The organism is Pseudoalteromonas sp. H103 (assembly GCF_001469205.1).
GTDB classification, from domain to species: Bacteria; Pseudomonadota; Gammaproteobacteria; order Enterobacterales; family Alteromonadaceae; genus Pseudoalteromonas; species Pseudoalteromonas carrageenovora.
In genome coordinates, this window is sequence record NZ_LOFG01000017.1 from 1 (window position 1) to 25,420 (window position 25,420).

A 25,420-nucleotide genomic window follows, 5' to 3' on the forward strand; every position below is an offset into this window, starting at 1 on the left:
TCTGGGATTTAGTAAATAGCCAAGAGCCCATGCCAAACTCAGTAGTGGCCGCTCTCGTACATCCTGTACTCCACGGCATTTGTATTCCTATACATCAAACAAAACAGCTCGAAGGCGAGCCCCACGGAAGGCCGTCCCGACAGGAAGGTAGTGAAGCATTTCACTGTGACTCTCCACCGCTGTGGCACCACGACATTACCAGGCTTCAAATTAAAGAAACCCGTTACAGCAATGTAACGGGTTTTTTGCTGTCTGCAGAAAAGTAAAATGCGCACAATTGATAGACACTCATCAAGCCTCTATTACATAGGTCAGGCGAGCGTAGCGACTCCCGACGACAACATCAAAAATTTCTCTGCCTGGAAGTGTCGCATTTGCTATTTTATCCACAATCTGCGTACATCACATCAACCAATTCCTCAATCTTGTGAATATGTCGAGATCAAATCAAAGAGCTTTTATAGTTAAGCACAGAGGTATAGTTATTATTTATATTTTTACTAATCTGATAGTGCTGGATAACAAATATAATTTTGCTTTGTTACTGGCTTTGATTTAGGATCAAAACAGTTTAAAACCAAGAACTAATAGCCTGTGTATAGATTATTAATTAGTGCCATATCATTTATATTTTGTTTTTCTGTATCGGCAGTTGAAGTAACTGATCTGTATCAAGATATATTAAAAGTCGACGATAAAACTAGAGATACGCGTTTAAATGCAAGCCGTAAGGCATTGCTTAATGTTTTAGTAAAAGTGAGCGGTGATGAAACTGCAGATCAAAATAAACTAGCGCAACAACGTACAAAAGATATCTCAGATTATATGCTCAAATTTGAGTATGACGAGCGAGCAAACGGCCAGCTTAAATTAGTTGTTAAATTTGAAGCGCGCAAAATAAATGCGCTCATTAAAGAGCTCAATTTACCACTGTGGGGTGTTCAGCGACCACTCGTTGCTATTTGGTTAGGTATTGAAGACAATTGGCGCAGAGAATTAGTAACACAAGAAAGTTACCCGCAGCTAGAGCAGTTAATTTATGATAAAGCAGGACGCCGTGGCTTACCAGTTGTTGTGCCTTTACTTGATTTACAAGACAGGCGCTTAGTAGGTGTACCCGAAGTTTGGGGGAATTTTTCTGAGCCCGTTGAAGAAGCATCTAAGCGTTACAGTGCAGAGCGAAGTATTACTGCAAGAATGTTTCAAGAACAGGACAGTGAAAATTGGATACTAGATTGGCGCTTTACTAACGACGATTTGTTTGAATCAAATAGATTAACGGGCGACAAGCAGCAAATTGTAGGGCAAATGATTGATACTCTCGCGCAAGGCCTTGCAAGCGAATATGCAATTGATCCTAATGCCTATTACCAGCAAGCTTCTGCAACACTTACTTTAAAAGAAACTAATAGCTTTGTTGATATCGAATTAGCAAAACGTAGATTACTTAGTTTAAGTGTAGTAACCGACGTAACTATTTTACGAAAAACTCCAGAGCTTGTTGAATTTAAGTTAAACCATACGGGCAGTGTAAACGATCTTAAAAAAGCACTTGGCCTTGATTCTGCTTTTAGAGACTACGTTGACCCACGTGCTTTTTATCATGTGGTTGATAAAAGTAGTTTAGAGTATCAGTGGGTTGGCGAGTAATGCTAAACGCTGAGCCTATGCAAATGGCTTTACCGGTTACCTTACCGGATGATGAAACCTTTGCATCATATTTTGGTGGTGAGGACTCGTTAGAGGTTAACCATTTAAAGGACAGCTTTTCAAAGTTATCTAAAACGTTTCAGTATACCTATTTATGTGGTTTAGGTGATTCAGGCAAGTCTCACTTGCTATACGCCACTTGTGTAAAAGCACAAGAGCGTGGGTTATCCAACATGCTATTATCAATGCGTGAAGTTATTGATTTTGGCCCGATGGTGCTCGATGGCTTAGAGGCTCTCGATGTATTGTGTATAGACGACGTTCACTTAGTCGCTGGGAATGATCCTTGGGAAAAAGCATTATTTAATTTCTATAATCGCTTTAACGAACCTGGGAAAATGCTCGTAGTTACCGCTGACTTACTTCCTGATATGCTCAATATTAGCCTTCCCGATTTAGAGTCTCGGCTAAAGTGGGGCACTACATTTCAAATTCGCTCTATGAGCGATGATGACAAAGCTCAGGCGCTTGTGAAACGTGCGCATATGCGTGGATTGGAATTGAGCGATGAATGTGCACGGTTTTTACTAACGCGTTTAAGCCGTGATATGCGCGCTTTACTCGATGTATTAGACAAATTAGATCATGCATCTATGGCTGCACAGCGAAAATTAACAATTCCCTTTATAAAATCAACGTTAAAGCTGTAGTAGGTCTAGAATCTAGACCCTGCTTTCAGTTATCATTAGTCAATTAAATTGTAATCACCTTCTGTGAAAGATCAGGTATCGAATGAACTTAGAAAATATATTAGCGCAAGCACTTGAGGCGGTAGCCAGTGCCAGTGAAATCGCGCAACTAGAAGAGATCAGGGTTAATTACCTTGGTAAAAAAGGCGAAATCACTAGCTTACTTAAAACACTGGGTAAAATTGCTCCTGAAGAACGCAAAGAAGCAGGGCAGGTAATTAACCAAGCTAAGCAAGATGTTCAAGCTGCAATTAACGATAAGCGTGAGCTTTTAGCAAGTAAAGCACTAGAAGAAAAGCTAGCCGCAGAAACAATTGACGTTACTTTACCTGGGCGTGTAATGCCAACAGGTGGATTGCATCCGGTAACACGAACAATTGAACGTATTGAAAGCTTTTTTGGTGAGTTAGGTTTTGAGGTTAAATCAGGCCCTGAGATTGAAGATGACTTTCATAACTTTGATGCATTAAATATCCCTGAGCATCACCCTGCGCGTGCTGATCACGATACCTTTTATTTCAATCCTAAATTAGTACTGCGTACACAAACAAGTGGCGTGCAAATTCGTACTATGGAAACAGAACAGCCACCGCTACGTATTATTTCACCAGGGCGAGTGTATCGTAATGATTACGACCAAACTCATACTCCTATGTTCCATCAGGTAGAAGGGTTAATGGTTGATACCGATGTAAGCTTTACGGAGCTTAAAGGTATTTTACATGACTTTTTACGTAACTTTTTTGAAGAAGATATGGAAATTCGTTTCCGTCCTTCATTTTTCCCATTTACAGAACCATCTGCTGAAGTGGATGTTATGGGCAAAGACGGTAAATGGTTAGAAGTACTAGGCTGTGGCATGGTTCACCCTAACGTTCTTAAGTCGGTGGGTATTGACCCAGAAAAATACACTGGTTTTGCATTTGGTATGGGCGTAGAGCGCTTAACTATGCTGCGCTACGGCGTAAACGACTTACGTGCATTTTTTGAAAATGACTTAAAATTCCTAAACCAGTTCCGTTAAGAGTGAAATAATAAAATGAAATTTAGTGAAAAGTGGTTAAGAGAGTGGGTAAACCCTGCTATTGATACGCAAGCTCTTTCGGAACAGCTTTCTATGGCTGGTCTTGAAGTTGATGGAGTTGAGCCAGCAGCAGCCAAATTTAATGGTGTGCTAGTAGGCGAAGTGGTTGAATGTGGTCAGCACCCTGATGCAGACAAACTTCGTGTTACTAAAATTAACGTAGGTGGCGATGAGCTGCTTGATATCGTTTGTGGTGCGCCAAATTGTCGTGAAGGCATCAAAGTAGCTGTTGCAACCGTAGGTGCTGTATTACCTGGCGACTTTAAAATCAAAAAAGCAAAACTACGCGGTCAGCCTTCTCACGGTATGTTGTGTGCCTTTGTTGAACTAGGTATTAGCGAAGAAGGCGATGGCATAATGGAATTGCCACTTGATGCACCAGTAGGCACTGATTTACGCGAATACTTAGGCCTTGATGACAACATTATTGATGTTGACTTAACACCAAACCGTGGTGATTGTTTAGGTATTAAAGGCCTTGCACGAGAAGTAGGTGTTTTAAATAGCATTGATGTAAATGTATTAGCTATTCCATCTGTTACACCAACAATTGACGATAAAGTATCAATTGAACTAGTAAACGAAGATGCATGCCCTCGCTACCTTGGTCGTGTTATAAAGGGTATTAACCTTGATGCAGAAACACCACTTTGGATGGTTGAAAAGCTACGCCGTAGTGGCGTACGTTCAATCGATCCGGTTGTTGATGTAACTAACTATGTATTACTAGAACTTGGCCACCCAATGCATGCATTTGATTTAAGTGCAATTGAAGGTGGAATTAAAGTACGTAGTGCAAATGCAGGTGAAGAGCTAGTACTACTTGATGGTAATACTGCTAAATTGAATGACTCTACACTTGTTATAGCCGATCATAATAAAGCACTTGCTATCGCCGGTATTTTTGGTGGTGAGCAATCAGGTGTTACTGAAAAAACAACAGACATACTGCTTGAAAGTGCGTTCTTTAATCCGGTTGCAATTGCTGGGCAAGCACGTAGTTACGGCCTACATACCGATGCGTCACATCGTTATGAGCGTGGTGTAGATTTTGCTCTACAACATGATGCAATGCAGCGTGCAACCGCTTTATTACTTGAAATTGTTGGTGGTCAAGCAGGTCCTGTAGTTGAAGCTGTTGCAGCAGATAAATTACCAAAAGTGACTGAAGTACGTCTTCGCCGTTCTCGTTTAGACCGCGTAATAGGTCATCATATTGATGATGCTAAAGTAACTGATATTCTGACTCGTTTAGGCCTTGATGTTAAAGTAGAAAATGATAGCTGGAGTGCAGACGTACCAAGTTACCGTTTTGATATTCGTATTGAAGAAGATTTAATTGAAGAAGTTGCGCGTGTATACGGTTACAACAGTATCCCAAATGTTGCACCTACTGCAAAACTCAAAATGACAACGCATGACGAGTCAACAATTGCGCTTAGTAAGTTCCGCAATACGCTCGTTACGCGTGGTTACCAAGAAGCAATTACTTATAGCTTTGTAGATCCTAAAGCACAAACTATTTTACACCCAGATAGCAATGCGCTTGTATTACCGCATCCAATTTCAATTGAAATGTCAGCTATGCGTGTCAGCTTAATGCCTGGTTTATTGGCTTCAGTGGCTTATAACCAAAACCGTCAGCAACCGCGTATTCGCTTATTTGAGCACGGTCTTAAATTTATCAGTGATGAAAGTGCTGAAAACGGTGTTTATCAGGTGCCAGTTCTTGGTGGGGTAATTACCGGTTTAGCACACGGCGAACATTGGGTTGAAGAAAAACGTAACGTTGATTTTTACGACTTAAAAGGTGATGTAGAAGCATTACTTGCGATCACCAATGATGTTAGCCGTTTTGAAATTAAAGCAGAGCAGTCAGATGGACTTCACCCAGGCCAATCAGCCGTTATTTATGTTGATGGTAAAAAGGTTGGTTTTTTTGGTGCATTGCATCCACAAGCGCAAAAATCGTTAGATATCAACAACGCAACTTTTGTGTTTGAAATTGAAATGTCGGCAATCGAAAAAAGAAATTTACCACAAGCTGTAGGGGTATCAAAATTTCCTTCAAATCGCCGCGACATCGCTATTTTAGTGGCCGACAGCGTTAAGTCTGGTGATATTTTAACCGCGATAGAAAAAGTTGGCGGAAATCAATTGGTTGACCTAAACTTATTCGATGTGTATAAGGGCAAAGGTATTGAGCCAAATTATAAGAGTTTGGCGATTGCTCTAACACTGCAAGCGGTTGATAGAACACTCGAAGAGAAAGACATCAATCTAGTAGTTGATAACGTGGTGGCCGAATTGGCTGATAAATTTAATGCATCGTTGAGGGACTAGATATGGCGCTTACTAAAGCCGACATAGCTGAACACCTATTTGAAAAACTGGGTATCAATAAAAAAGATGCCAAAGACTTAGTTGAAGCGTTTTTTGAAGAAATCCGCTCAGCGCTTGAAAAAGGTGAGCAAGTTAAGCTCTCTGGATTTGGTAACTTTGATCTTCGTGATAAAAAAGAAAGACCAGGCCGTAACCCGAAAACAGGAGAAGACATTCCTATTTCGGCGCGCCGTGTGGTTACATTTCGACCAGGCCAAAAGCTTAAAACCCGTGTAGAAGTGGGCACAAGCAAAGCAAAATAAAAAAAGGCAGCGTAAGCTGCCTTTTTATTTACATAAAAGTACCTAGCTCCACAATGCTGGGTATTTTTGTTGTATTTACTACTGCATATACTACCTATCGGCAATAATACTTAATCTTTTTGCCGGGTTAAACGTGTCGCTATATGCGTTAAAAATTCTCATTTACGATTAAATGGATGCACAAGGTAAAGCAATGCCGCTATTAGAATAACGTAGCAGCTATAGAACCTATTTACTTAAAAGCCTCGCGCCGTGATTTAATCGCCCCTAGATTGAACAAATTTCAATCCACGAAGATCAACACGTCCTAGCTAAAACTCTCTAGGCGATACAAATTCACCACTTTGTATTTGCTCATATGTTTGTTGGGCAAGTGTATCTAAACTATCTAAATTTTTACCATTGCTCATAAGTTGTTGTTCTATCGGTAATAAATCGATGTTTTCAATGCCAGACATTTGCGCAACCTTAGAAAAAATATACGCATGCTTAAGCTTATCGTGTTTATAAAACAGACTAATAAGTGATGTGTAAACTTCAGGGTTTGGCTCAATACCTTTTTTATTCAACTCAAGCGTTTTATAAAGCAGATCTATTGTTTTTTCATCATCAAACTTAATATAGTAAGACGCTAAAAAAAATTGCATTTCGGCACTTTGCGTTACGCTTTTATCGTTTTCTAAGGCGAGTAATTTATTAAGTGCACTTTGGTCGCTGTTTCGAGACCAATGATAGTAAAGTAAACCTGGGTGATTAGTTTTTTGAGTGTCTTGATATAAGCGCGTCATTTCTTTGATACTGGTTAGTTGTCCTTCAATGCGCGATGTTGTCTTAGATTTTAGCTTTTTATGCTCTATTTTTGCAGCTAACGTAATACACTGATTATAAGACTCAAAGCCTTTGAGCAATTGGTATTTATTTTCATCTGTTGGTTTTTTATATTCAGTGTAGCGCTTTAAAATAACTACAGAGCGCTCATTCTTACAATGGCTGTCTTTATTTAGATCACTACAAAACCCAGGTGTCTCTTTACAAACCTGGGCGAGTGTTAGTGGTTCATCACACCCTGTTAACGCTAGCATTGTTAGTAATACGCTTGCTCTTAAAACCATCCCTTAACCCCAAATGAATATATACGTAACCATTCTAACGTAATCATTTGTGCTCTAACAGTAGAGAATAACTTAAGATTAACTTAGAATAGCCGTGCCTAAGGTGTATTACTCTCAAAATATAGTGCACTTTCAAAGGCTATCCGTTCAAAATGTTAAATTTAGGTAAATAAAATGACCTCATCTCACGAATTAGAATATACAAATAGTTGGCAAGAGCGCCAAGATTACGCCGAAAGCATGCAACCTATCATTGGTAAGCTTTATCGTAACCGTGGCATAGAAATCGCTGTATATGGCCGTCCTCTCGTTAATGCCAGTACAATAGATATTATCAAGTCTCATAAAACTGTAGCGCAGTTTGAAGGCACAAAATTACGTTTACGTGAAAGCTTCCCGTTTTTAGAAGCGATTAGTAAAATGGAGTTAAACTCTGCCCGTATAGATATTGGTAAACTTGCTTATAGCTACTTGTATACTGATGCAGCTAATGGCCGTACTGTAGACGAATTTGTAAAAGCTGAACTTGCAGAAATAGCTGATTTACCAGCGAAAGAGCCACGCGATGTAGTACTTTATGGCTTTGGCCGAATCGGTCGCTTATTAGCACGTTTATTAATTGAAAAGTCAGGACCATATGCCGATTTACGCTTACGTGCAATTGTTGTACGTGGTGGTAAAGATGGCGACCTAGAAAAGCGCGCTAGCTTATTACGTCGAGATTCAATTCACGGGCCTTTTAATGGTTCAATTACAATTGATAAAGAGCGTAATGCAATTAAAGCTAACGGTAGCTACATTCAAGTAATTTATGCTAACTCTCCAAGCGAAATTGATTACACAGCTTACGGCATCGAAAATGCACTTATTGTTGATAACACAGGTATTTGGAAAGATGAAGCAGGCCTTGGTCAGCATTTAGAGTGTAAAGGTGCTGCAAAAGTATTATTAACTGCACCGGCTAAAGGCAATATTAAAAACATAGTATATGGTGTGAATAACCAAGATATTTTGCCTGCTGATAAAATTGTATGTGCAGCAAGTTGTACAACTAATGCCATTACGCCAACACTTAAAGCATTAAACGATAAGTTTGGTATTAATAACGGCCATGTAGAAACTGTGCACTCGTACACAAACGATCAAAACCTTATTGATAATTACCACAAAGCAGAGCGTCGCGGCCGTGCTGCAGCGCTTAACATGGTAATTACCGAAACAGGTGCAGCTAAAGCGGTTTCTAAAGCATTACCAGAACTTGAAGGTAAATTAACGGGTAACGCAATCCGTGTACCTACACCAAATGTATCGCTTGCTATTTTAAATCTTAATTTAGAAAAAGGGACATCGGTTGAAGAGCTTAACGCGTTTTTACGTGAAACAGCGCTTCATTCAGAGCTGCGAGATCAAATTGATTACACTGCTTCTACAGAAATCGTATCTACCGATTTAGTAGGTAGCCGTTACGCAGGTGTTGTTGATTCACAAGCAACTATTGTTGAAGGTAATCGTGTAGTACTTTACGTTTGGTACGACAATGAATTTGGCTACAGCTGCCAAGTTGTTCGCTGTATGCGTGATATGGCCGAAGTAGCCTTCCCAAGCCTACCTCGCTAAATTAATAATAAATCACTAAGCCAGCTTTTTTGCTGGCTTTTTTAGTCGCGTAATATTTTTAAAGTGTACCCTGTGTGATAGGCTTTAATTATTGAAATGTGTACTGCGGTTATGCCGTAATTATGCATTTTACTATTTATAAAATAGTGTCAGTTCTGCAAGTTAAGCAGATAAACTTATTCTACCTTAAGGTTTTTTCATGAAAATCAGCAGCAATTTTGATAGTGGTAACATAAATGTTATCGAAGCCACCGATCCTTTAAATATTCAATTAGAGATTAATAGCGATCACCAGTCTGAATTTTATCAGTGGTTTCACTTTCGTCTTGAAACAACACCTTACCAATTGCATAAGTTAAATATTAATAATCTTGAAAAATCGGCATACCCAGATGGCTGGGATGGATATCAAGCAGTTGCATCGTACGATCGCCAAACATGGTTTCGTGTACCTTCTAATTACGAAAATGGCACGCTTACATTTGAGCTAGAGCCAGAAAGCGGCAGTGTTTACTTTGCATACTTTGCGCCTTACAGCTACGAGCGTCATTTAGATTTATTATCGTGGGCGCAAAGCGAAGAGCTATGCCAATTACAAACTCTTGGCGAAACACTAGATGGTCGCGATATGAGCGTACTTAAAATTGGCCAACCAAGCGAAGATAAAAAAACAATCTGGATCACAGCACGCCAACATCCAGGTGAAACTATGGCAGAGTGGTTTGTAGAAGGTTTATTGCATAAATTACTTGATGATGAAGACCCGCATGCAGCGGCGCTTTTATCTAAAGCTGTTTTTTACATTGTGCCAAACATGAACCCTGATGGGAGTGTACGTGGGCACCTTCGTACCAATGCAAAAGGGGTTAACTTAAATCGTGAATGGCAAACACCAAGCATGGAAAATAGCCCTGAGGTTTACTTAGTACTTAATAAAATGCGCGAAACAGGCCTAGACATGCACCTAGATATACACGGTGATGAAGCAATCCCATATAACTTTGTTGCAGGTAGTGAAGGTATACCAAGTTACGACGATCGTTTAAAAGACTTAGAAGATAGTTTTAAAGCGGCGCTTTTAACTATTACTCCAGAGTTTCAAGACGAACATGGCTACGATAAAGACGAACCGGGTAAAGCAAATTTAACGGTGGGCTCATCTGCAACAGCAGAAGAATTTAAAGCACTTACGTACACCGTTGAGATGCCGTTTAAAGACAATAACGACCTACCAGACCCAGATTACGGCTGGTCTGACCGCCGTTCGTATCAATTTGGACAAGATACTTTAGCGGCAATCGTAAATGTCGTTGATAAACTGAGATAAATTAGTATAAGGTAAGGGCAACAATAAAATGTTGCCCTTTTTTATTACAAAATTTACAAATAATAAAAAATTAGCAATAGCAGCGTTATCGTATTATTTAGCTTTAACTGAGTAATACGCAGTCAACAGTCTCAATTAAAATAATAAGAGGAATTCAGCGTGGATGTATTTGGACAATTTTTAGATAGCCTCGATGGCATGTTAGGAGGAGCTGTTTGGTTCCCATACGTGCTACTAGGGGTTGGTTTATTTTTTACTATATATTTAAAGTTCCCACAAATCCGTTATTTCAAACATGCGTGTAAAGTTGTAACTGGTAAGTTTGATAAAAAAGACACCGAAGGCGACACAACACATTTTCAAGCCCTTGCGACTGCGCTTTCTGGCACGGTTGGTACAGGTAACATTGGTGGCGTAGCACTTGCTATCTCTATTGGTGGTCCCGCAGCCTTATTTTGGATGTGGATGACCGCATTTTTTGGTATGACAACCAAATTTGTAGAAGTAACTCTTTCTCATAAATACCGCGAAAAAACAGAAGACGGCACTATGTCTGGCGGCCCTATGTATTACATGGATAAACGTCTAAACATGAAATGGTTAGCCATTTTATTTGCTGTTGCAACGGTAATTAGCTCATTTGGTACAGGCAGCTTGCCACAAATAAATAATATTGCCCAAGGTATGGAAGCAACATTTGGTTTTGCGCCAATGGCAACGGGTGCTGTTTTATCTGTTTTACTAGCACTGGTAATTTTAGGTGGCATTAAACGTATTGCTGCAATTACATCACGCGTAGTACCGCTAATGGCCGCGGTTTATATTATTGGTGCGCTTGCTGTTATTTTTTACAATATTGAAAATATCGGCCCGTCATTTGCGTCAATCTTTATGGATGCATTTACTGGTTCAGCAGCGGCAGGCGGCTTTTTAGGTGCATCGTTCGCTTACGCGTTTAACAAAGGTGTAAACAGAGGTTTATTCTCAAACGAAGCGGGTCAAGGTTCTGCGCCAATAGCCCATGCTTCAGCAAAAGCAGATGAACCAGTATCAGAGGGTATAGTCTCTATATTAGAACCGTTTATTGATACCATCATCATTTGTACACTTACAGGCTTAGTTATTTTGTCTTCGGGTGTATGGAACGAGAAATTCGAAACACACTTTGAACGCTCTTCAATGAGTATTATTAAAGGTGACTACTCTGAAACGAACGAAGCACAGCGCACTGAGCTATATAATTACTTAAATAATAACGACAGTAACATTGAGTTATTTACAGGTAATATTGACGTGGTCAATGGTGAGTCTATTACTAAGGGCTACACCGTTATTAATTCGCGGTCAATTGCAGAAGATGTTCGTTTTGGTTTAACAGAAAAACATAAGTATACAGGTATTGTTGAAGTTAAAAATGGTATGCCAACTGACGACAGTATTAGCTTAGTAGGTAAATCGCTAGTGCATTCAGCTGAGCTGACAACTAAAGCGTTTACTAGAGGCTACTTTGGCGAAAGTGGGCAATATATTGTATCGATTGGCTTGTTGTTATTTGCATTCTCGACCGCTATTGCTTGGTCGTATTATGGTGACCGTGCAATGATTTACTTACTAGGGCACCGTTCAGTAATGCCGTACCGTGTATTTTATGTTGCAGCGTTCTTTTGGGCATCGTTTGCCGATACCACTTTAGTATGGAAATTGGCGGCCGTGGCCATCGTCGTTATGACTCTTCCTAACTTATTTGGCATCATGTTGCTGCGCAAAGAGATGAAACAGTCAGTAGATGACTACTGGGTTAAATTCAAAAAAGACAACGAGAAATAAAACACGTACAATAAAAGGCGCCGCAAGGCGCTTTTTTTATGCGTAGTATGGAGAGATGTATGGCGATTACTCGTTGCCCCAAATGTGCAAAATCAATTTCAGACAAACATAAGCAGTGTCCGCATTGCGGTAGTAATATTTCAGAGCTTAACGACGAGCAAGTTTTGCAGCTGCAACGTGAGCAGCGGATTAAAAAACGCCAGATGTTTATGAATCACTCTTTTTTGGCGCTAATCTTATTTTTAGGTGGCTTTTTCTGTTTATACTTTTTACAACCGCAAGAAGAATCCCTGCAGTGGTACGCCTACACAATCGCAATTGGAGTAGGGTGTATTTGGTACCTTATCAATCGTATTATTTTAGTATCTCTAAAAAAGAAAAAATGACATGAATATCGACAATCTAGTACAAAATATTACTCCCGAATTATTTGAACGCTTACAGTACGGTGCTGCAACAGGTAAGTGGCCTGATGGCACGGTGTTATCAGACGAGCAAAAGCAACAAACTGTGCAATTAGTTATGCTGTACCAAGCTAAAGTGGCTCAATCAAACGAGCAGTTTACCATTGGTGCAAATGGCGAAATGATCCAAAAAACAAAAGCACAACTACAAAAAGAATTTAAATCAGACAACGAAATAGCTAGGTTTAGTGAACATGATCTTTAAACACCTTTTTACACCAAAATGGAAACACCCAAAACAGCAAGTTCGTCTAGAAGCAATTGAAAACCTAGATGTACAGCGCGATGCTACAATTTTAAATACACTAGCCCTTGAAGATAATTCGGCTGAAATTCGTCGTAAAGCACTGCAAAAAGTGAACGACTTAGCGCTGTGGTGGAAAGCATATAAACAAGATCAAGCGCTAAAAGATGTTGCTGAACAACAAATCTCTAATGCAGTATTAAGCGACGAAAGCGCACTGTCTTCACATATTAAAACTGAATACATTGAGCGTTTTGCGCCAGTTAAAACACTTGAAAAACTAGCATTTGCTGAAAAAGAGCTTCAAGTACGCGTTAAGCTTTTAAAGCGTTTGGCTAACCCTAAACTTATCGAAAAAGCCTTTAAAGAAGGCAGCGAAGAGTTACAAGCTCATTTAGTAGAGCTTGTTATTACGCATCAACTTACAAAGCCTTTATTAAAACACGCTAAAGGCAGCGCTAAGCAGAGCTTAGAAACACATATAGAAAATGAACGTTTGGCAATAGAAATGCCAGCGCAAGTAGAGGCTTCTACACGTGTAATTTTAGCGAAGTTAAATGCACTTCGTGATAAAACAGACTACGCAATCGTTAATCCTCAATCGAGTGATTTAATGGCGCAGTGGCAAGCTCTAGAGCTTAAATGGTTAAGTGCCGATCATGTTAAAACACTTGATGCTAAGTACATTACTATTACCGACAAGCTTGATGCACATATTGCAGTACTTAAAGAGCAACATGCGAAAGAGCAAGAAAAACTGGCTTTACAACAACGTCAGTTACTTGCGCTTGCTACTCTTGAGGCTTTAAGTGAAGAGATTGAAAATGCATTACAGCTCGGACTAGAAACGCCTGAGCAAATTCAACAAGATTGGTTAGATGCAAAAGTAGCTCAAGCTAAGCAATCGCTAAGCGATTCACAACTTGCTAATAACGAGCAATCTAAACAAGTAATTAATAAGCTAGAAAAATTATTTATTCAAGTTGCTAAGTTACCAGAGCTTACAAGTGCAATTAAAGAGTATAAATTAGCCTATGCGGTACTGTGTGACATACAGCCGGCTGAGCAATTAAGTGATTACGATGACTCTTTAAATACCTTTAATATCGCGTTTAAAGCTGCTCGCAGCCATTTGAATACGCTTGATGGGTCACTTGCACAAAACTTTAAAACACAGCTAAATGCTAACAAAAAGCAATTTTTAGCTGCTATGAGTGAGTTAACTAAGCCACTTGAGAAAAATCAAAGCCAAGCAAAACGTAAAGCACGCGATGTAAAGCGCCTAATTGAAGAAGGCCGTTTTAATGTAGCATTTGGTGTTTTTAAAGGCTTTGAAGAGCTATTTAATACACTAACTGCACATTATCAACAGCCATTAGTAAATATTAAAGCAGAACTTGAAGCGCAACTTGCAGATGCTAAAGATTGGCAAAAATATGCAGCAGCGCCAAAGCGTAAAGCACTACTTGAAGAAGTAACGGCTTTAGTTGGCGAAGAGTGTACCGATCCGCAACAGCGCGCTGATCAAGTTAAAACTTTACGTAAACGTTGGAACGAGCTAGGGCGCCTTGATACTGAGCAAGAAAAGCAACAAGGCGAGCAGTTTGATGACAAAATTGAACAATTATTTGCGCCTTGTCGTAGCTACTTTGCAGAGCAAGAAGTAGCGAGAGAAGCCGCTAAAACCCAACGTGAAACTATAATTGCTGATATGAGCGCTTTACTTTCAGAGCCTTGCACTGACGATGGCTTTGACTGGAAGCAATATGAGAGCCAATACAATCGCTTAAACAAAGCATGGCGCAGTGTAGGTAAAGTTGACCCTAAAACATACCGCGTATTAAACGATCGTTACAAAAAAGAGCAACAGCAAGTACTTGCAACACTTAATGCGTTTCATAAAGCAAATGCAGCTCAAAAAAATGAACTCGTTGAAAAAGCACAGCAACTATCACAAAGCGATGATCTTGCAAGTGCATGCCAAGAGCTAAAACAGCTTCAACAGCAATGGCAAACAATAGGCTTTGCAGGCTTAAAAGCTGAAAACGCACTGTGGCAAAAGTTTCGTCAATTTAATGATGAAACCTTTACGAAACGAAGCAGCGAATTTGAAGAGCAAAAACTTGCTCAAAACGAAAGCGATAAACAAGCTGCAGTTGAACTGACCGAACTTGAAGATGCACTTGATAATGTGAATCAAAAAGCGCAATTGCATGACCTAGAAACTAAGGTAAAAGGCTACGCTCAATACAAATCACTTACAGGTAAAGTAAACAGCCTACTTGAAGCGATAGAGCACAAGTTAGCATTGCTTAATAGCCAAGCAGAACAAGCTAATTTAGATGCACTATTTAGCGCCATTGAAAATAACGATGTATTGCCAAGCCAATACCAAACATCGTTAATAACATCACTGAGCCGTGAACAATTACTCACTAGAATGGAAATTTTAGCCAACGTGAGCTCAGAAAATGCATCGCTTAGAATGGCTGAACAAGTTGCAATGCTAGATGATAAACACCGTGGTGAACATGCTGATTTAAACTATTATTTAAAGCAGTTGTTAGCGCTCAGTAAGGGTTCAGTTGAGCCTGAGACACTAGCTAAAATTAAAACAACTTTTACAGCATAATAATGTAATACACCTGTACTAATACAGGTAATGCATTGTAAAAGCCGCTGTTAAAGCGGCTTTTTTATAATTAAAATTAATATAAGGGATCCTCATGAGAGTATTACTACTGATTGCAACAACACTATTTTTGGCGGCATGTAACACAACCCAAGGTGTATCTGTTTACTCGTTCACTAAAGCAGAAGTTGAAACCGTATTGGGTAAGCAATTACCAAAGCTAAGCGAAAAAGTGAGTTTAATGGGGTTGCCAGTTCAGTTTGATGTGAACGATTTAAGTGTAAACATTGGCCCAGATAACCGCGATGTCGTTGTATTAGGCGCTGACTCAAGCGCTGAAATTAACGCTTTTGCACTAAAATACCCTGTGCGTTTAAAGCTGCAGATTGAAGGCAGCCCATTTTACGATAGTGAGAAAAAAGCGGTGTTTTTACGAAATGTAAAGCTACTTGATTCAAGCGTAGACGCCGGTGGTTTTAAAGGTAACTTAGGTGCGCTTGATAGCCAAGCTATGGAAGTAATTAACGCCTTTTTAACGGTTAACCCTGTTTATTCGTTAAATATGGACGACCCTAAAATAATGTTACTGAGTAAATTACCTCTTGATATGAAAGTGGCTGAGGGTGCAATTAAGTTAGTACCTCGTCTTTAAGTAGATCTAGCGCGGCGCCATTTACGTATTATTTAGACTTACTTTATTAGGCTCTAAATTATGGCAGTACCGCGCAGCATTCCTACCTCACGACTCTCTCGATTTGCAAAGCTAGGCTCTTTAGCCAGTGGCGTTGCCGCCAATATATTAATAGACGGTACTAAAAGTGCTTTAAGTGGTAATGGCTGGGATAACAAAAGTTTACTGCTACAGCCTAAAAATATTGAAAAACTAGCCACTGAGCTTGCGCATCTTAGAGGTGCTGCAATGAAGCTTGGGCAATTACTCTCAATGGATGCTGGTGAGCTACTAAGCCCTGAACTTACAAAGCTATTAGCACTACTTCGATCAGATGCTAATCCTATGCCCCATAAACAGTTAATTGCAGTGTTAAAGCAGCAGTGGGGGAATAATTGGCTTGAGAGATTTTCACATATTGAGTTAAGGCCTTTTGCTGCAGCCTCAATTGGACAAGTGCATTTAGCGTACCAAGAAAATGGTGAAAAACTGGCTATAAAAATTCAGTACCCAGGTATCGCAAAAAGTGTAGAAAGTGACGTAGATAATGTTATTTCACTTTTAAATATAGCGCGCTTAATTCCTAAAGAGCTGGATATAAAACCGCTGGTAAGTGAGGCTAAAGCACAATTACTCGCAGAGGCTGATTATGCTTTAGAAGCGCATTTTATTACAAAGTATCACTATCTTTTATCTGAAGATAAACGCTTTATCGTTCCTAAAGCATACACCGAGCACAATACTAAACAAATTTTGGCAATGCAGTATGTAAAAGCCTCTCCTATTGAAGCACTCAATGATTTAGCACAAAATGAGCAAAATCAGGTGGCTGCGGCACTTGTTGATTTATTTTTTAAAGAAATGTTTGAGTTTAAGCTTATTCAAACTGATCCAAACTTTGCCAATTTTCATTACCAACGCGAGAGCAAAAAAATAGTGCTATTTGATTTTGGCGCCACGCGAGAAATATCCATGCAATTAAGTCAAGCTTACCTATCTTTGTTTAAAGCTGGGAGTGAAAACAACAGAGAGGGGGTGTTAGCTGCTGCAACTCAAATAGGTTACTTTAAAGATGATATTGTAGATAGTTATAAAAATCATGTAATTGACTTATTTTTAATGGCGTGTGAGCCGTTAAGAGTCGATGGTTATTTTGACTTTAAAAACAGCACGTTGGCTAACAATATTAAAAATGCAGGGCTTGAGCTGAGCGCTCAATCGCAGCAATGGCACACCCCACCTGTCGATGCGCTTTTTATTCATCGTAAATTAGCTGGGCTTTATTTAATAGCAGCCAAGTTGAATGCAAAAATAAATATTAAAGCGTTATTTAAGCCTTATATTTAATTGCTTACTATTTAACTGAACAACACACTGGTTTATGGCATAATGCTCGCGATATTTCGCGAGGTTACTGCAATGATAAAGCAATTTTTAAACGACCCTAAACTATTACTTAATGCGGTAGGTGAGGGGATTTATGGTTTTGACTTATCCGGTAATGCTGTATTTGTAAACCCTGCAGCTGAGCGCATGACCGGTTGGAAAGCCGATGAATTGCTTGGTAAAAAAATACACCAATACCATCACCACAGCCACGCAGACGGCACACCTTATCCTGCAGACGAGTGCCAAATATATTGCACTATGTTTGATGGCAAACGTCGCGAAATCAAAAATGAGGTATTTTGGCGAAAAGACGGTAGCTCATTTGCTGTAGAGTACACATCAACGCCTGTTTATCGTAATGACCAGCTAATCGGTGCTGTAGCGGTATTTCGAGATATATCGGCGCAGCAGCGTACACAAAACGAGTTACATAATGCACTTGCTCAGGTTAAACATTTAAGCGAGCAGCTTAAAGATGAAAACAGTTATTTAATTGCTGAGCTTAATGAGGACTGGCAAGACTCAGGGTTAGTTGGGCAAAGCCATATTTTTCAAACCATGCTTGAACAAATAAAGCTAGTAAGCGAGACCGACAGTACCGTATTAATACTTGGCGAAAATGGCACAGGCAAAGAATTAGTCGCACGTAACCTGCACCGTTTAAGTAAGCGTAATAATCAAGCCTTCATAAAAGTAAATTGTGCTGCGTTTACGCCTAGTTTATTAGAGTCGGAGCTATTTGGGCACGAAAAGGGCGCTTTTACAGGCGCTAGCGAACGCCGCAAAGGCCGCTTTGAACTAGCTAATAAAGGCACATTATTTTTAGACGAAATTGCAGAGCTGCCATTAGAAGCGCAAAGTAAATTGTTAAGAGTGTTACAAGAGCAAGAGTTTGAACGCGTTGGCGGCAGCACAACACTTAAAGTAAACATTAGGGTAATAGCGGCAACTAACCGTGATTTATGGCAAATGGTGCAAAAGGGCAGTTTTAGGATCGATTTATATTACCGGCTCAATGTATTTCCTATTACAGTGCCTGCGCTTAAAGACCGAAAAGAAGACATTCCATATTTATGCACAAATTTAATTACTCAGCTTAACAAGCGCCTTGGAAAACAATTAAGTGGTTTGAGCAAAAAGGCAATTAGCCAATTACAAGCATATGACTGGCCAGGTAATATTCGCGAGTTACAAAATGTACTTGAACGCGAAGCTATTTTATCTAAACACCAGGTACTTAAGTTAACTCAGCCGTTAACACTAAAAGATCAGCACCCAATCAATCCCGCCCTTACCCTCGATGAGGCACAAAAACAACATATTATAAGTGTACTTGAGCTATCGCACTGGCAAATATCGGGCGATAAAGGCGCTGCTGCTAAGCTGGGCTTGCCAGAGAGCACCCTAAGATCAAAAATGCGTAAGCTAGGAATCAATAAGGGTTCGTGATATATCGCGAATTTCGTTTTATTTCGCGAAGGTGTGTTTTTTTAAATTTTAATAGTTGTTTAATATCAATAAGTTAATTTAATTTTCAGGGTGGTCTGAAAGTTGCAAAAGCTTACTTAATACCGTCACTATTAAGTAAGTACTATGAAGTTTGATATTAAAGAAGAAGACATGATCATCAAGCCCTATAAAACAGAAGGGCCTATTTATATTCGCGAGCAAAAAGGTTTTTTTCAGCGAATACGCCGTAATCTAGGTTGGTTGCTTATGCTCACATTTGTAGCTATTCCTTGGTTGCAATATAAAGGTCAGCAAGCTGTTTTACTTGATGTAGCAACTCAAAAATTTACAATCTTTGGCTTAACCTTACTTCCTCAAGACTTTATGATTTTAGCCCTACTATTTATGGTGGGCGCCTTTGCGTTGTTTTTTGTAACTAACTGGTTGGGGCGAGTTTGGTGTGGTTATACTTGCCCGCAAACTATTTGGATGCTGATGTTTTCTTGGGTTGAGCAGCGTATAGAGGGCACTCGCAATCAACGTATCAAGCTAGATAAATCAAAATGGACATTGAGCACTTGGCGTAAAAAAATCACTAAGCACACTGCATGGATTGTAATATCGGTGCTAACTGCTACCTCATTTATGGCTTATTTTATACCCGCTAAAAGTTTATACATGGAAATGTTCACTTTTGAGTGGTCAGGCATTACTAGCTTTTGGGTATTTTTATTTGCATTGTGTACTTACGGAAACGCCGGGTTTTTACGTGAAAAAATGTGCACAGTTGCTTGCCCGTATTCTCGTTTTCAATCGGTTATGTTCGATAAAGACACTTTAGTGGTTACTTACGATAGCGCACGAGGCGAAAACCGGGGGCCGCGTAAACGCAAAGCCGATCCTAAAACGCTTAATTTAGGTGATTGTGTAGACTGTAATTTATGTGTAGAGGTGTGCCCCGCAGGTATAGATATACGCAATGGTTTACAGTATGAGTGCATAAACTGTGGTTTATGTATTGATGCCTGCGACGACACAATGGATAAGTTTGGCTATCAAAAAGGATTAATTAAATACGCTAGCGAAAAGCAAATGGAAGGCAAAAAAACTAATCCATTTAGGTTAAAGCTAGTTGGCTATGGTGCGTTAACTGCTTTATTGATTATCTCAATGTTTGCATGGATGTTACAGCGCACGCCTATCGAGGCTTCAGTACTTCGCGACAGAAACGCGCTTTACAGAGTGAACTACGAAGGCTTGGTAGAAAACCCTTATACGCTAACGATTATTAATAAAACGCAGCAGCCTATGCATTACAGCATTGCTATTGAGGGATTGGCAGGTGCCACACTTACAAGCCCTGAGTCAACACTTGTACAACCGGGTGTAATGAAGAGCGTACCGGTTACCGTTACCGCTGACGGCTACGATATTGAGCGAAAAGTGACTAAACTTAAATTTATAGTAACAGCGCAAGAAGATGCCAGCATCACTATAACCAAAGACAGTCAGTTTTATAAAAACTGATATTAAAAAAATCTTATGTAATTAAAAAATGCCCAAGGATAATATCTCCTTGGGCATTTTTTATGTGCAGTTTTTACTATGCGTTTTCACGTATATATTTAAGTGCGTTTTTAATAACGGCCACTTGCGCCAATATACATTCTTCATCTGTGGCTGTTGGGCTATCTGGGTACACTTCAGTGGTTGTTACGTAGGGTGCATCTGTAAAGCCCATGCATAAACCTAAATCGCGTGCCGCGTAGTTAATAACGCCAAATTGCTCTTGGGGTACGCCAATAAGCTGATTATTTTCATCACTTGGCGCAATATGAGTAACCTTTGCTACACCTTCAATAATTACTTTTTGAAATTCAGGTTCAGGTTTATTGGTATCGGCCACTAAATAAAAACCATCAGGTATGTTCCAATTAGTGTTTGTGGTGCCTTCTCGTGCTGCAAGTGCAGGTCTAAATTCGCTGTTATCGCTGTTGGTTGTTTCATGAAGGTCAATATGCGCTATAAGCTCTAAATCAAGAGACTTAACATATGCCATAATAGCAGCCGATTCTGGCGCTGGGCTATTTTCATAAAATGAGCGGTTAGGGTCAATCGCCGCAGGGTTCCAGCGGTTAATTGTTTCGTATCCCCAAGGGCTAATACATGGGGCAACAATAATATTAAACTGCTCTGAATATTGCAGAGCCGATGTTTTAGCAAATCTAAGTGCGCCATGTACGCCACTGGTTTCGTAGCCGTGCACACCACCGGTGATTAAAATAGTCGGTTTGTTTTTATCTAACTGAGGTGTTTTTAGCACATATAAAGGGTAGGTACCCGCAGCGTAATTAAGCTCGCCGTATTGCTCAACAGTTAATGAATTTTTTAGCTCGTTAATTAAAGACACAACGTCATTTTGGTAGCTGCGTTTAATGCTTTGGCTTTTAAACCACTGGTCTTTATTGTTGTTATTCCATTTAGTGCCAGGTGTGCCAATAGGATAGGTGCTATGAGTCATAATTAACCTTTATATAGTACTAATGCGTTTGCTGTTTATAAAAAAGGCAGAGGCAACTAGTAAATTACTTAATAAAGGCATAGCTTAACGCTGAGTAAAATAGCGTGCAAATTAAAACGTTAAAGTCATGTTTTTAATAGCACGAGACTGCTGAGCTTTAATGTAGCTTTGATCTGTAAACTCATCAGCAATATTACCAAAGCGCTCTCGTATAACGCTAAGCGTTAAATTACACGACTTACTGTGGTCTATCTGTGTGTTTTTAAACATATCAAGGTTTTCAAGGGGGATTTCAAGGTGTGACGAGGAAAGCTCTAGGGTGCCTGATTGAATAAGCGAGTCGTTGCTTAACGTTATACAGCTACTAGTTAGCTCTACATAGCTTGTACTATTAGGATCTGTTCCATCAAGCTGTAAAGTTAACGTACTATCAATCTTAAATGGTTGTTCATTGCTTGGGGTTAAAATAATAAAGTTTAGTGGTAGCTCTACGTTTGAGCTGGCACTTATGCCATTACTACGCCCAAATATTATATCAAATAGTTGATTATCGTCAGTTGCGTTTATATAAGCTTGGTAGTCAACATCTAAAAAATCGGTATCTTTTTTAAGTGTTACAACGCTACTATTAACAACAGCTTGCAGCGTATCAGTGTCACTTAAAACAACGTTAGAGCCACTGATATCATTCACGTTTAGCTCGGCGTTAACGCGCGTTATACTTCCATCAGACACTAATTTAAATCCAGCCCAAATATCTTTTGTTTCTACTAGGTCTGATTCAGTTTCTGAATTACAGGCACATAAAGCTAAAATGAATGCTGCCGACATAACGCATTTTTTAAACATAATTAGCTCCTTTAATAGTATTTGCCTGTAAACGTAACAGTGGGTTAATTAACTGTAATGTAATTGTAAGTTTGCATTGTTACACATAGAACGCTCAGTATATGTTTAAATTTGTTAACGCTTGTAATGAAAAGTTTAAATAACAGATCTAAATATAAGCTTGGCGTTTAATTAACATACTAAAACCTATTTTATTACGCTAAATGTATTACAAAAGAGTATGTTACAATTAAATCAAAGCATGTTTTGATATTGAGTATTATGGCGCAGTATATTGCTACTCCAAGTTGGCTAGGCCGTTTTTTTACCCGGATTAAACACGTAAGCATTGAGCAAACAGAGCTTGTAGTGCACTTTAAAAATGCGCAAACACAGCGTTTTTTAATTAAAGACTTCTATAATTTTGCCGCACTAAATAACCACGTGTTTAGTGCTAAAATAATCCTAAGTGATGATCGCAACACATCCATTAGCTTTTTAAATAAAGCGCAAGCTCACGCCTTAAATTGCGCAATTAATAATCAGTTTTCGCAACTGCTTGAGCAAAAGGTTAACAACGCTAAAGCAGTATTAAAGCGTTATGCTTTAGATGAATTTTTACGTGATAGTTCCCTAAAAACACTTAAAAATAATGTATTTTTGCTAGGTAGCCATTACAACAAAAGTAAAAGTACATGGCTTGAGCATTTATCCCCCGCCAGTATTAAATTTTTAAATATACTTAGCAGCACGCCCGATAATGCTCAAGCAGTGGTATTACTGCGCCAAAAATATGAGCAAAAACAACTAACTCTTAAAAATGATTTTTTTAATAAAATAGAATCAAACCCACTCACTATAGAGCAGCGTTTAGCAGTAATACGCGATAATGATAAAAACTTAGTGTTAGCCGCTGCGGGTACAGGTAAAACATCTGTCATGGTGGCAAAAGCATTAAATTTAATAACCAGTGACATTGCAAAGCCTGAACAAATTTTAGTGTTAGCGTATAACAAAAGTGCTGCTAACGAGCTTAAAGAGCGCTTTATTAACCGCGCGGTACAGGCTAAATTACCATGCAAAACACCGACAATTTTAACGTTTCATGCTTTGGGTCTAAAGTTATTACAAAGTGCAAAAAAACCGGTTGAACTGTCAAAGTTTGCCACCGATCCAATATTATTAAATAGTTGGCTTACCCAGTGGGTAAGCAAAAAACTACAAGCAGACCCTAAATTTTTAAAAACATTTGTAGATTTGCTGCACGAGCCTATAGATATATTTAGCTTTAATAATAATGCAGAGTATGAGCGATACGTGCGCGACAATGAATATCGCAGCTTAGCGGGTCATAAAGTGAAAGGTTACCAAGAGCTGTTAATTTCAAATTGGTTGCATTTACACTCAGTACCGCATAGTTATGAATCGACTTATCAGCCTACTTATACTGAGCAGTTGCAAAGCAAATACCAACCAGATTTTTACATTCCTCAATACAATTTATATTTAGAGCATTTTGGAATAGATAGACGTGGTAATACGCGTGCCGACATAGATAAAAAACACTATAACGAGCAAATAGCGTTTAAACGTAAACTACATAAGCAAAACGGTACTACGTTGCTTGAAACCTTTCACTATAACTGGCTTGAGGGAAAGCTTGAACAAACCTTAGCTAAACAACTAAAACAACATAATGTTGAGCTTGTGCCTTTGAGTAGTGACGAAATATTTCATACTTTAAATAACTCTGGGCAATTACAACAAGGGGTTGATAAATACATAAAATGTTTGCAAGCCATTAGGGTAGAGCAATTATCTCACCAACAAATAGAGCAGCGAATAAAGCAAAGCGGTATTAAAAACTATAAGCAATATGCAGCCTTGTTGATGCAAATTCACGATGCGTATATAAATGAACTAAGCCTTCACAATAGTATTGATTTTGACGATATGATTATTCAAGCAACTAGGGCTGTAAAAAATGGGGATTTTAAAGTTCCATGGAGCCATATTTTAGTTGATGAGTTCCAGGATATATCAAGCGCGCGTATGGCGTTTTTAAACGCAATTATTAAACACGGCAATGGGATACGCTTTACTGCTGTGGGTGATGACTGGCAGGCTATTTATAGGTTCTCGGGTGGTAATTTGGCGCTAACCACACAATTTAACGAGCTTGTAGGTAGCCACTCACTAACTATGCTACAAAAAACATTTAGGTATAACAACAGCATAAGTGATGTGGCAGGGCGCTTTGTAATGCAAAATCCTGAGCAATATAAAAAACACATCATTACCCATACTCAGGTAACAGCACCACAAGTTATTTTACTCGACGATTTATACCAAGGAACTAAATCAATCGAGATAAAAGTACAGCAAACAATAAGTACCATTGAAAAAAATGATGCCTCGGCCAGTATTGCCATACTTAGCCGATACCGATACATGCTAAATGGTGTTCAACAGCATTTAAAAGGTAAAAAACGCACTAACCCACTTTATTTTTGGACATTACACAGCGCAAAGGGGCTTGAAGCCGATTACTGTATTATCATTGGTTTTGAGCAAGGTCAATTAGGGTTTCCAAGTGATAACCAAGACAATTTGCTGGTGGATACTTTACTACCAAAGCAAGATAGCTTTACCCATTCTCAAGAGCGCCGTTTACTTTATGTAGGTATTACGCGTGCAAAGCATAAAAGTTATTTAATTGCCGACCCTTACGCTTGCTCAGCGTTTATAAAAGAATTAATAAATGATGATTACCCCATACATTTAGCATCTGATCTTTTTAAAAAGTCGCAATTACAGCAAAGGCAATGCATAACGTGTAGTGATGGATTAATTAGACCTAAATCGGGCAAATACGGCGACTACTTTAGCTGCAATAATACTCAGCTGTGTAAAACAAAACTTAGGGTATGTAAAAGCTGTAGAAGTCCATCGGTTGATAAAGCCACATATTCGCAGTGTACAAACCAAGAGTGCCGAGCACGCCAACCTATTTGTGAAAAATGCGGACGCGAAATGCGTTTACGTCAGTCTAAGCATGGTGAGTTTTTAGGGTGTAGTGGATACGCATTAAAAGAGCACAACTGTAAAAACACCCGAAAAGTAAAAAACAACGTAATTTCTAATTAATCGAACATAATACAACTCATTTGTTTGATTTTAACAAATTTAAAATGTTTAATTAACTATCGAGC

Annotated in this window: 20 protein-coding genes; 17 read left to right on the top strand and 3 right to left on the bottom strand. The window is 39.1% G+C overall.

What is annotated here, in order from left to right; translation table 11 throughout:
• From ATS74_RS20125 to ihfA, 6 genes are all read left to right on the top strand, one after another.
• On the top strand, nucleotides 1-266 hold a 266-nt coding region (locus ATS74_RS20125), incomplete at its 5' end, for a hypothetical protein (RefSeq protein ID WP_058549564.1).
• Between the two features lie 328 nt (nucleotides 267-594).
• Nucleotides 595-1,650 (top strand): DUF2066 domain-containing protein, encoded by a 1,056-nt coding sequence (locus ATS74_RS14365; protein WP_058549565.1) that lies wholly within the window; start codon nucleotides 595-597, stop codon nucleotides 1,648-1,650.
• Nucleotides 1,650-2,360 carry a DnaA inactivator Hda gene (gene hda / locus ATS74_RS14370; protein WP_138684120.1) on the top strand — a complete coding sequence of 237 codons (711 nt, stop codon included), beginning with the start codon at nucleotides 1,650-1,652 and terminating at the stop codon, nucleotides 2,358-2,360. Before ATS74_RS14365 ends, hda begins: the two co-directional genes overlap by 1 nt.
• Before the next feature lie 82 nt (nucleotides 2,361-2,442).
• A complete protein-coding gene (gene pheS, locus ATS74_RS14375; RefSeq protein ID WP_006794499.1) occupies nucleotides 2,443-3,423 on the top strand; it encodes a phenylalanine--tRNA ligase subunit alpha in 981 nt (326 codons plus the stop codon).
• Between the two features lie 15 nt (nucleotides 3,424-3,438).
• Nucleotides 3,439-5,826 carry a phenylalanine--tRNA ligase subunit beta gene (pheT, locus tag ATS74_RS14380; RefSeq protein WP_058549566.1) on the top strand — a complete coding sequence of 796 codons (2,388 nt, stop codon included), beginning with the start codon at nucleotides 3,439-3,441 and terminating at the stop codon, nucleotides 5,824-5,826.
• Nucleotides 5,827-5,828: 2 nt separating this feature from the next.
• Nucleotides 5,829-6,128: an integration host factor subunit alpha gene (gene ihfA / locus ATS74_RS14385; RefSeq protein ID WP_002960690.1), complete on the top strand. Its 300-nt coding sequence runs from the start codon at nucleotides 5,829-5,831 to the stop codon at nucleotides 6,126-6,128.
• Nucleotides 6,129-6,439: 311 nt separating this feature from the next.
• Here the strand turns inward: ihfA and ATS74_RS14390 are convergent, their stop codons facing one another.
• Nucleotides 6,440-7,240: a DUF2989 domain-containing protein gene (locus ATS74_RS14390; RefSeq protein ID WP_058549567.1), complete on the bottom strand. Its 801-nt coding sequence runs from the start codon at nucleotides 7,238-7,240 to the stop codon at nucleotides 6,440-6,442.
• Between the two features lie 174 nt (nucleotides 7,241-7,414).
• On the opposite strand from ATS74_RS14390, the gene ATS74_RS14395 reads away from it, so the two are divergent.
• From ATS74_RS14395 to ccoG, 10 genes are all read left to right on the top strand, one after another.
• Nucleotides 7,415-8,857, top strand: a complete 1,443-nt coding sequence (locus ATS74_RS14395; RefSeq protein ID WP_058549568.1) for a glyceraldehyde-3-phosphate dehydrogenase — start codon at nucleotides 7,415-7,417, stop codon at nucleotides 8,855-8,857.
• Nucleotides 8,858-9,056: 199 nt separating this feature from the next.
• Nucleotides 9,057-10,184 (top strand): M14 family metallopeptidase, encoded by a 1,128-nt coding sequence (locus ATS74_RS14400; protein WP_058549569.1) that lies wholly within the window; start codon nucleotides 9,057-9,059, stop codon nucleotides 10,182-10,184.
• 159 nt (nucleotides 10,185-10,343) lie between these two features.
• Nucleotides 10,344-12,011 (top strand): alanine/glycine:cation symporter family protein, encoded by a 1,668-nt coding sequence (locus ATS74_RS14405; protein ID WP_058549570.1) that lies wholly within the window; start codon nucleotides 10,344-10,346, stop codon nucleotides 12,009-12,011.
• 59 nt (nucleotides 12,012-12,070) lie between these two features.
• Nucleotides 12,071-12,397 (top strand): zinc-ribbon domain-containing protein, encoded by a 327-nt coding sequence (locus ATS74_RS14410; protein WP_058549571.1) that lies wholly within the window; start codon nucleotides 12,071-12,073, stop codon nucleotides 12,395-12,397.
• Nucleotide 12,398: 1 nt separating this feature from the next.
• Nucleotides 12,399-12,680, top strand: coding sequence for a YeaC family protein (locus tag ATS74_RS14415; protein ID WP_058549572.1), 282 nt, complete (start codon nucleotides 12,399-12,401; stop codon nucleotides 12,678-12,680).
• Nucleotides 12,670-15,351 carry a DUF349 domain-containing protein gene (locus ATS74_RS14420; protein WP_058549573.1) on the top strand — a complete coding sequence of 894 codons (2,682 nt, stop codon included), beginning with the start codon at nucleotides 12,670-12,672 and terminating at the stop codon, nucleotides 15,349-15,351. The genes ATS74_RS14415 and ATS74_RS14420 overlap by 11 nt, the downstream gene beginning before the upstream one ends.
• A gap of 94 nt (nucleotides 15,352-15,445) precedes the next feature.
• Nucleotides 15,446-16,003: a DUF1439 domain-containing protein gene (locus tag ATS74_RS14425; RefSeq protein ID WP_058549574.1), complete on the top strand. Its 558-nt coding sequence runs from the start codon at nucleotides 15,446-15,448 to the stop codon at nucleotides 16,001-16,003.
• Between the two features lie 60 nt (nucleotides 16,004-16,063).
• Nucleotides 16,064-17,368: an ABC1 kinase family protein gene (locus ATS74_RS14430; RefSeq protein ID WP_058549575.1), complete on the top strand. Its 1,305-nt coding sequence runs from the start codon at nucleotides 16,064-16,066 to the stop codon at nucleotides 17,366-17,368.
• Between the two features lie 72 nt (nucleotides 17,369-17,440).
• Entirely contained in the window at nucleotides 17,441-18,859 is a 1,419-nt protein-coding gene (locus ATS74_RS14435) for a sigma-54 interaction domain-containing protein (protein WP_058549576.1), read from the top strand.
• A gap of 144 nt (nucleotides 18,860-19,003) precedes the next feature.
• Nucleotides 19,004-20,386, top strand: a complete 1,383-nt coding sequence (gene ccoG / locus ATS74_RS14440; RefSeq protein ID WP_058549577.1) for a cytochrome c oxidase accessory protein CcoG — start codon at nucleotides 19,004-19,006, stop codon at nucleotides 20,384-20,386.
• Between the two features lie 76 nt (nucleotides 20,387-20,462).
• Here the strand turns inward: ccoG and ATS74_RS14445 are convergent, their stop codons facing one another.
• A complete protein-coding gene (locus tag ATS74_RS14445) occupies nucleotides 20,463-21,380 on the bottom strand; it encodes a M14 family metallopeptidase (RefSeq protein ID WP_058549578.1) in 918 nt (305 codons plus the stop codon).
• A 111-nt stretch (nucleotides 21,381-21,491) separates the two neighbouring features.
• Nucleotides 21,492-22,229: a hypothetical protein gene (locus ATS74_RS14450; RefSeq protein WP_058549579.1), complete on the bottom strand. Its 738-nt coding sequence runs from the start codon at nucleotides 22,227-22,229 to the stop codon at nucleotides 21,492-21,494.
• Between the two features lie 261 nt (nucleotides 22,230-22,490).
• On the opposite strand from ATS74_RS14450, the gene ATS74_RS14455 reads away from it, so the two are divergent.
• Nucleotides 22,491-25,355, top strand: coding sequence for a UvrD-helicase domain-containing protein (locus tag ATS74_RS14455; RefSeq protein WP_058549580.1), 2,865 nt, complete (start codon nucleotides 22,491-22,493; stop codon nucleotides 25,353-25,355).
• Nucleotides 25,356-25,420 lie beyond the last annotated feature (65 nt).

What these genes read in the sequence shown, in the direction of transcription:
- hda (WP_138684120.1), top strand. Translation starts at nt 1,650, where the DNA reads ATGCTAAACGCTGAGCCTATGCAAATGGCTTTACCGGTTACCTTACCG.
- pheS (WP_006794499.1), top strand. Translation starts at nt 2,443, where the DNA reads ATGAACTTAGAAAATATATTAGCGCAAGCACTTGAGGCGGTAGCCAGT.
- pheT (WP_058549566.1), top strand. Translation starts at nt 3,439, where the DNA reads ATGAAATTTAGTGAAAAGTGGTTAAGAGAGTGGGTAAACCCTGCTATT.
- ihfA (WP_002960690.1), top strand. Translation starts at nt 5,829, where the DNA reads ATGGCGCTTACTAAAGCCGACATAGCTGAACACCTATTTGAAAAACTG.
- ATS74_RS14390 (WP_058549567.1), bottom strand. Translation starts at nt 7,240, where the DNA reads ATGGTTTTAAGAGCAAGCGTATTACTAACAATGCTAGCGTTAACAGGG.
- ATS74_RS14395 (WP_058549568.1), top strand. Translation starts at nt 7,415, where the DNA reads ATGACCTCATCTCACGAATTAGAATATACAAATAGTTGGCAAGAGCGC.
- ATS74_RS14400 (WP_058549569.1), top strand. Translation starts at nt 9,057, where the DNA reads ATGAAAATCAGCAGCAATTTTGATAGTGGTAACATAAATGTTATCGAA.
- ATS74_RS14410 (WP_058549571.1), top strand. Translation starts at nt 12,071, where the DNA reads ATGGCGATTACTCGTTGCCCCAAATGTGCAAAATCAATTTCAGACAAA.
- ATS74_RS14415 (WP_058549572.1), top strand. Translation starts at nt 12,399, where the DNA reads ATGAATATCGACAATCTAGTACAAAATATTACTCCCGAATTATTTGAA.
- ATS74_RS14420 (WP_058549573.1), top strand. Translation starts at nt 12,670, where the DNA reads ATGATCTTTAAACACCTTTTTACACCAAAATGGAAACACCCAAAACAG.
- ATS74_RS14425 (WP_058549574.1), top strand. Translation starts at nt 15,446, where the DNA reads ATGAGAGTATTACTACTGATTGCAACAACACTATTTTTGGCGGCATGT.
- ATS74_RS14430 (WP_058549575.1), top strand. Translation starts at nt 16,064, where the DNA reads ATGGCAGTACCGCGCAGCATTCCTACCTCACGACTCTCTCGATTTGCA.
- ATS74_RS14435 (WP_058549576.1), top strand. Translation starts at nt 17,441, where the DNA reads ATGATAAAGCAATTTTTAAACGACCCTAAACTATTACTTAATGCGGTA.
- ccoG (WP_058549577.1), top strand. Translation starts at nt 19,004, where the DNA reads ATGAAGTTTGATATTAAAGAAGAAGACATGATCATCAAGCCCTATAAA.
- ATS74_RS14445 (WP_058549578.1), bottom strand. Translation starts at nt 21,380, where the DNA reads ATGACTCATAGCACCTATCCTATTGGCACACCTGGCACTAAATGGAAT.
- ATS74_RS14450 (WP_058549579.1), bottom strand. Translation starts at nt 22,229, where the DNA reads ATGTTTAAAAAATGCGTTATGTCGGCAGCATTCATTTTAGCTTTATGT.
- ATS74_RS14455 (WP_058549580.1), top strand. Translation starts at nt 22,491, where the DNA reads ATGGCGCAGTATATTGCTACTCCAAGTTGGCTAGGCCGTTTTTTTACC.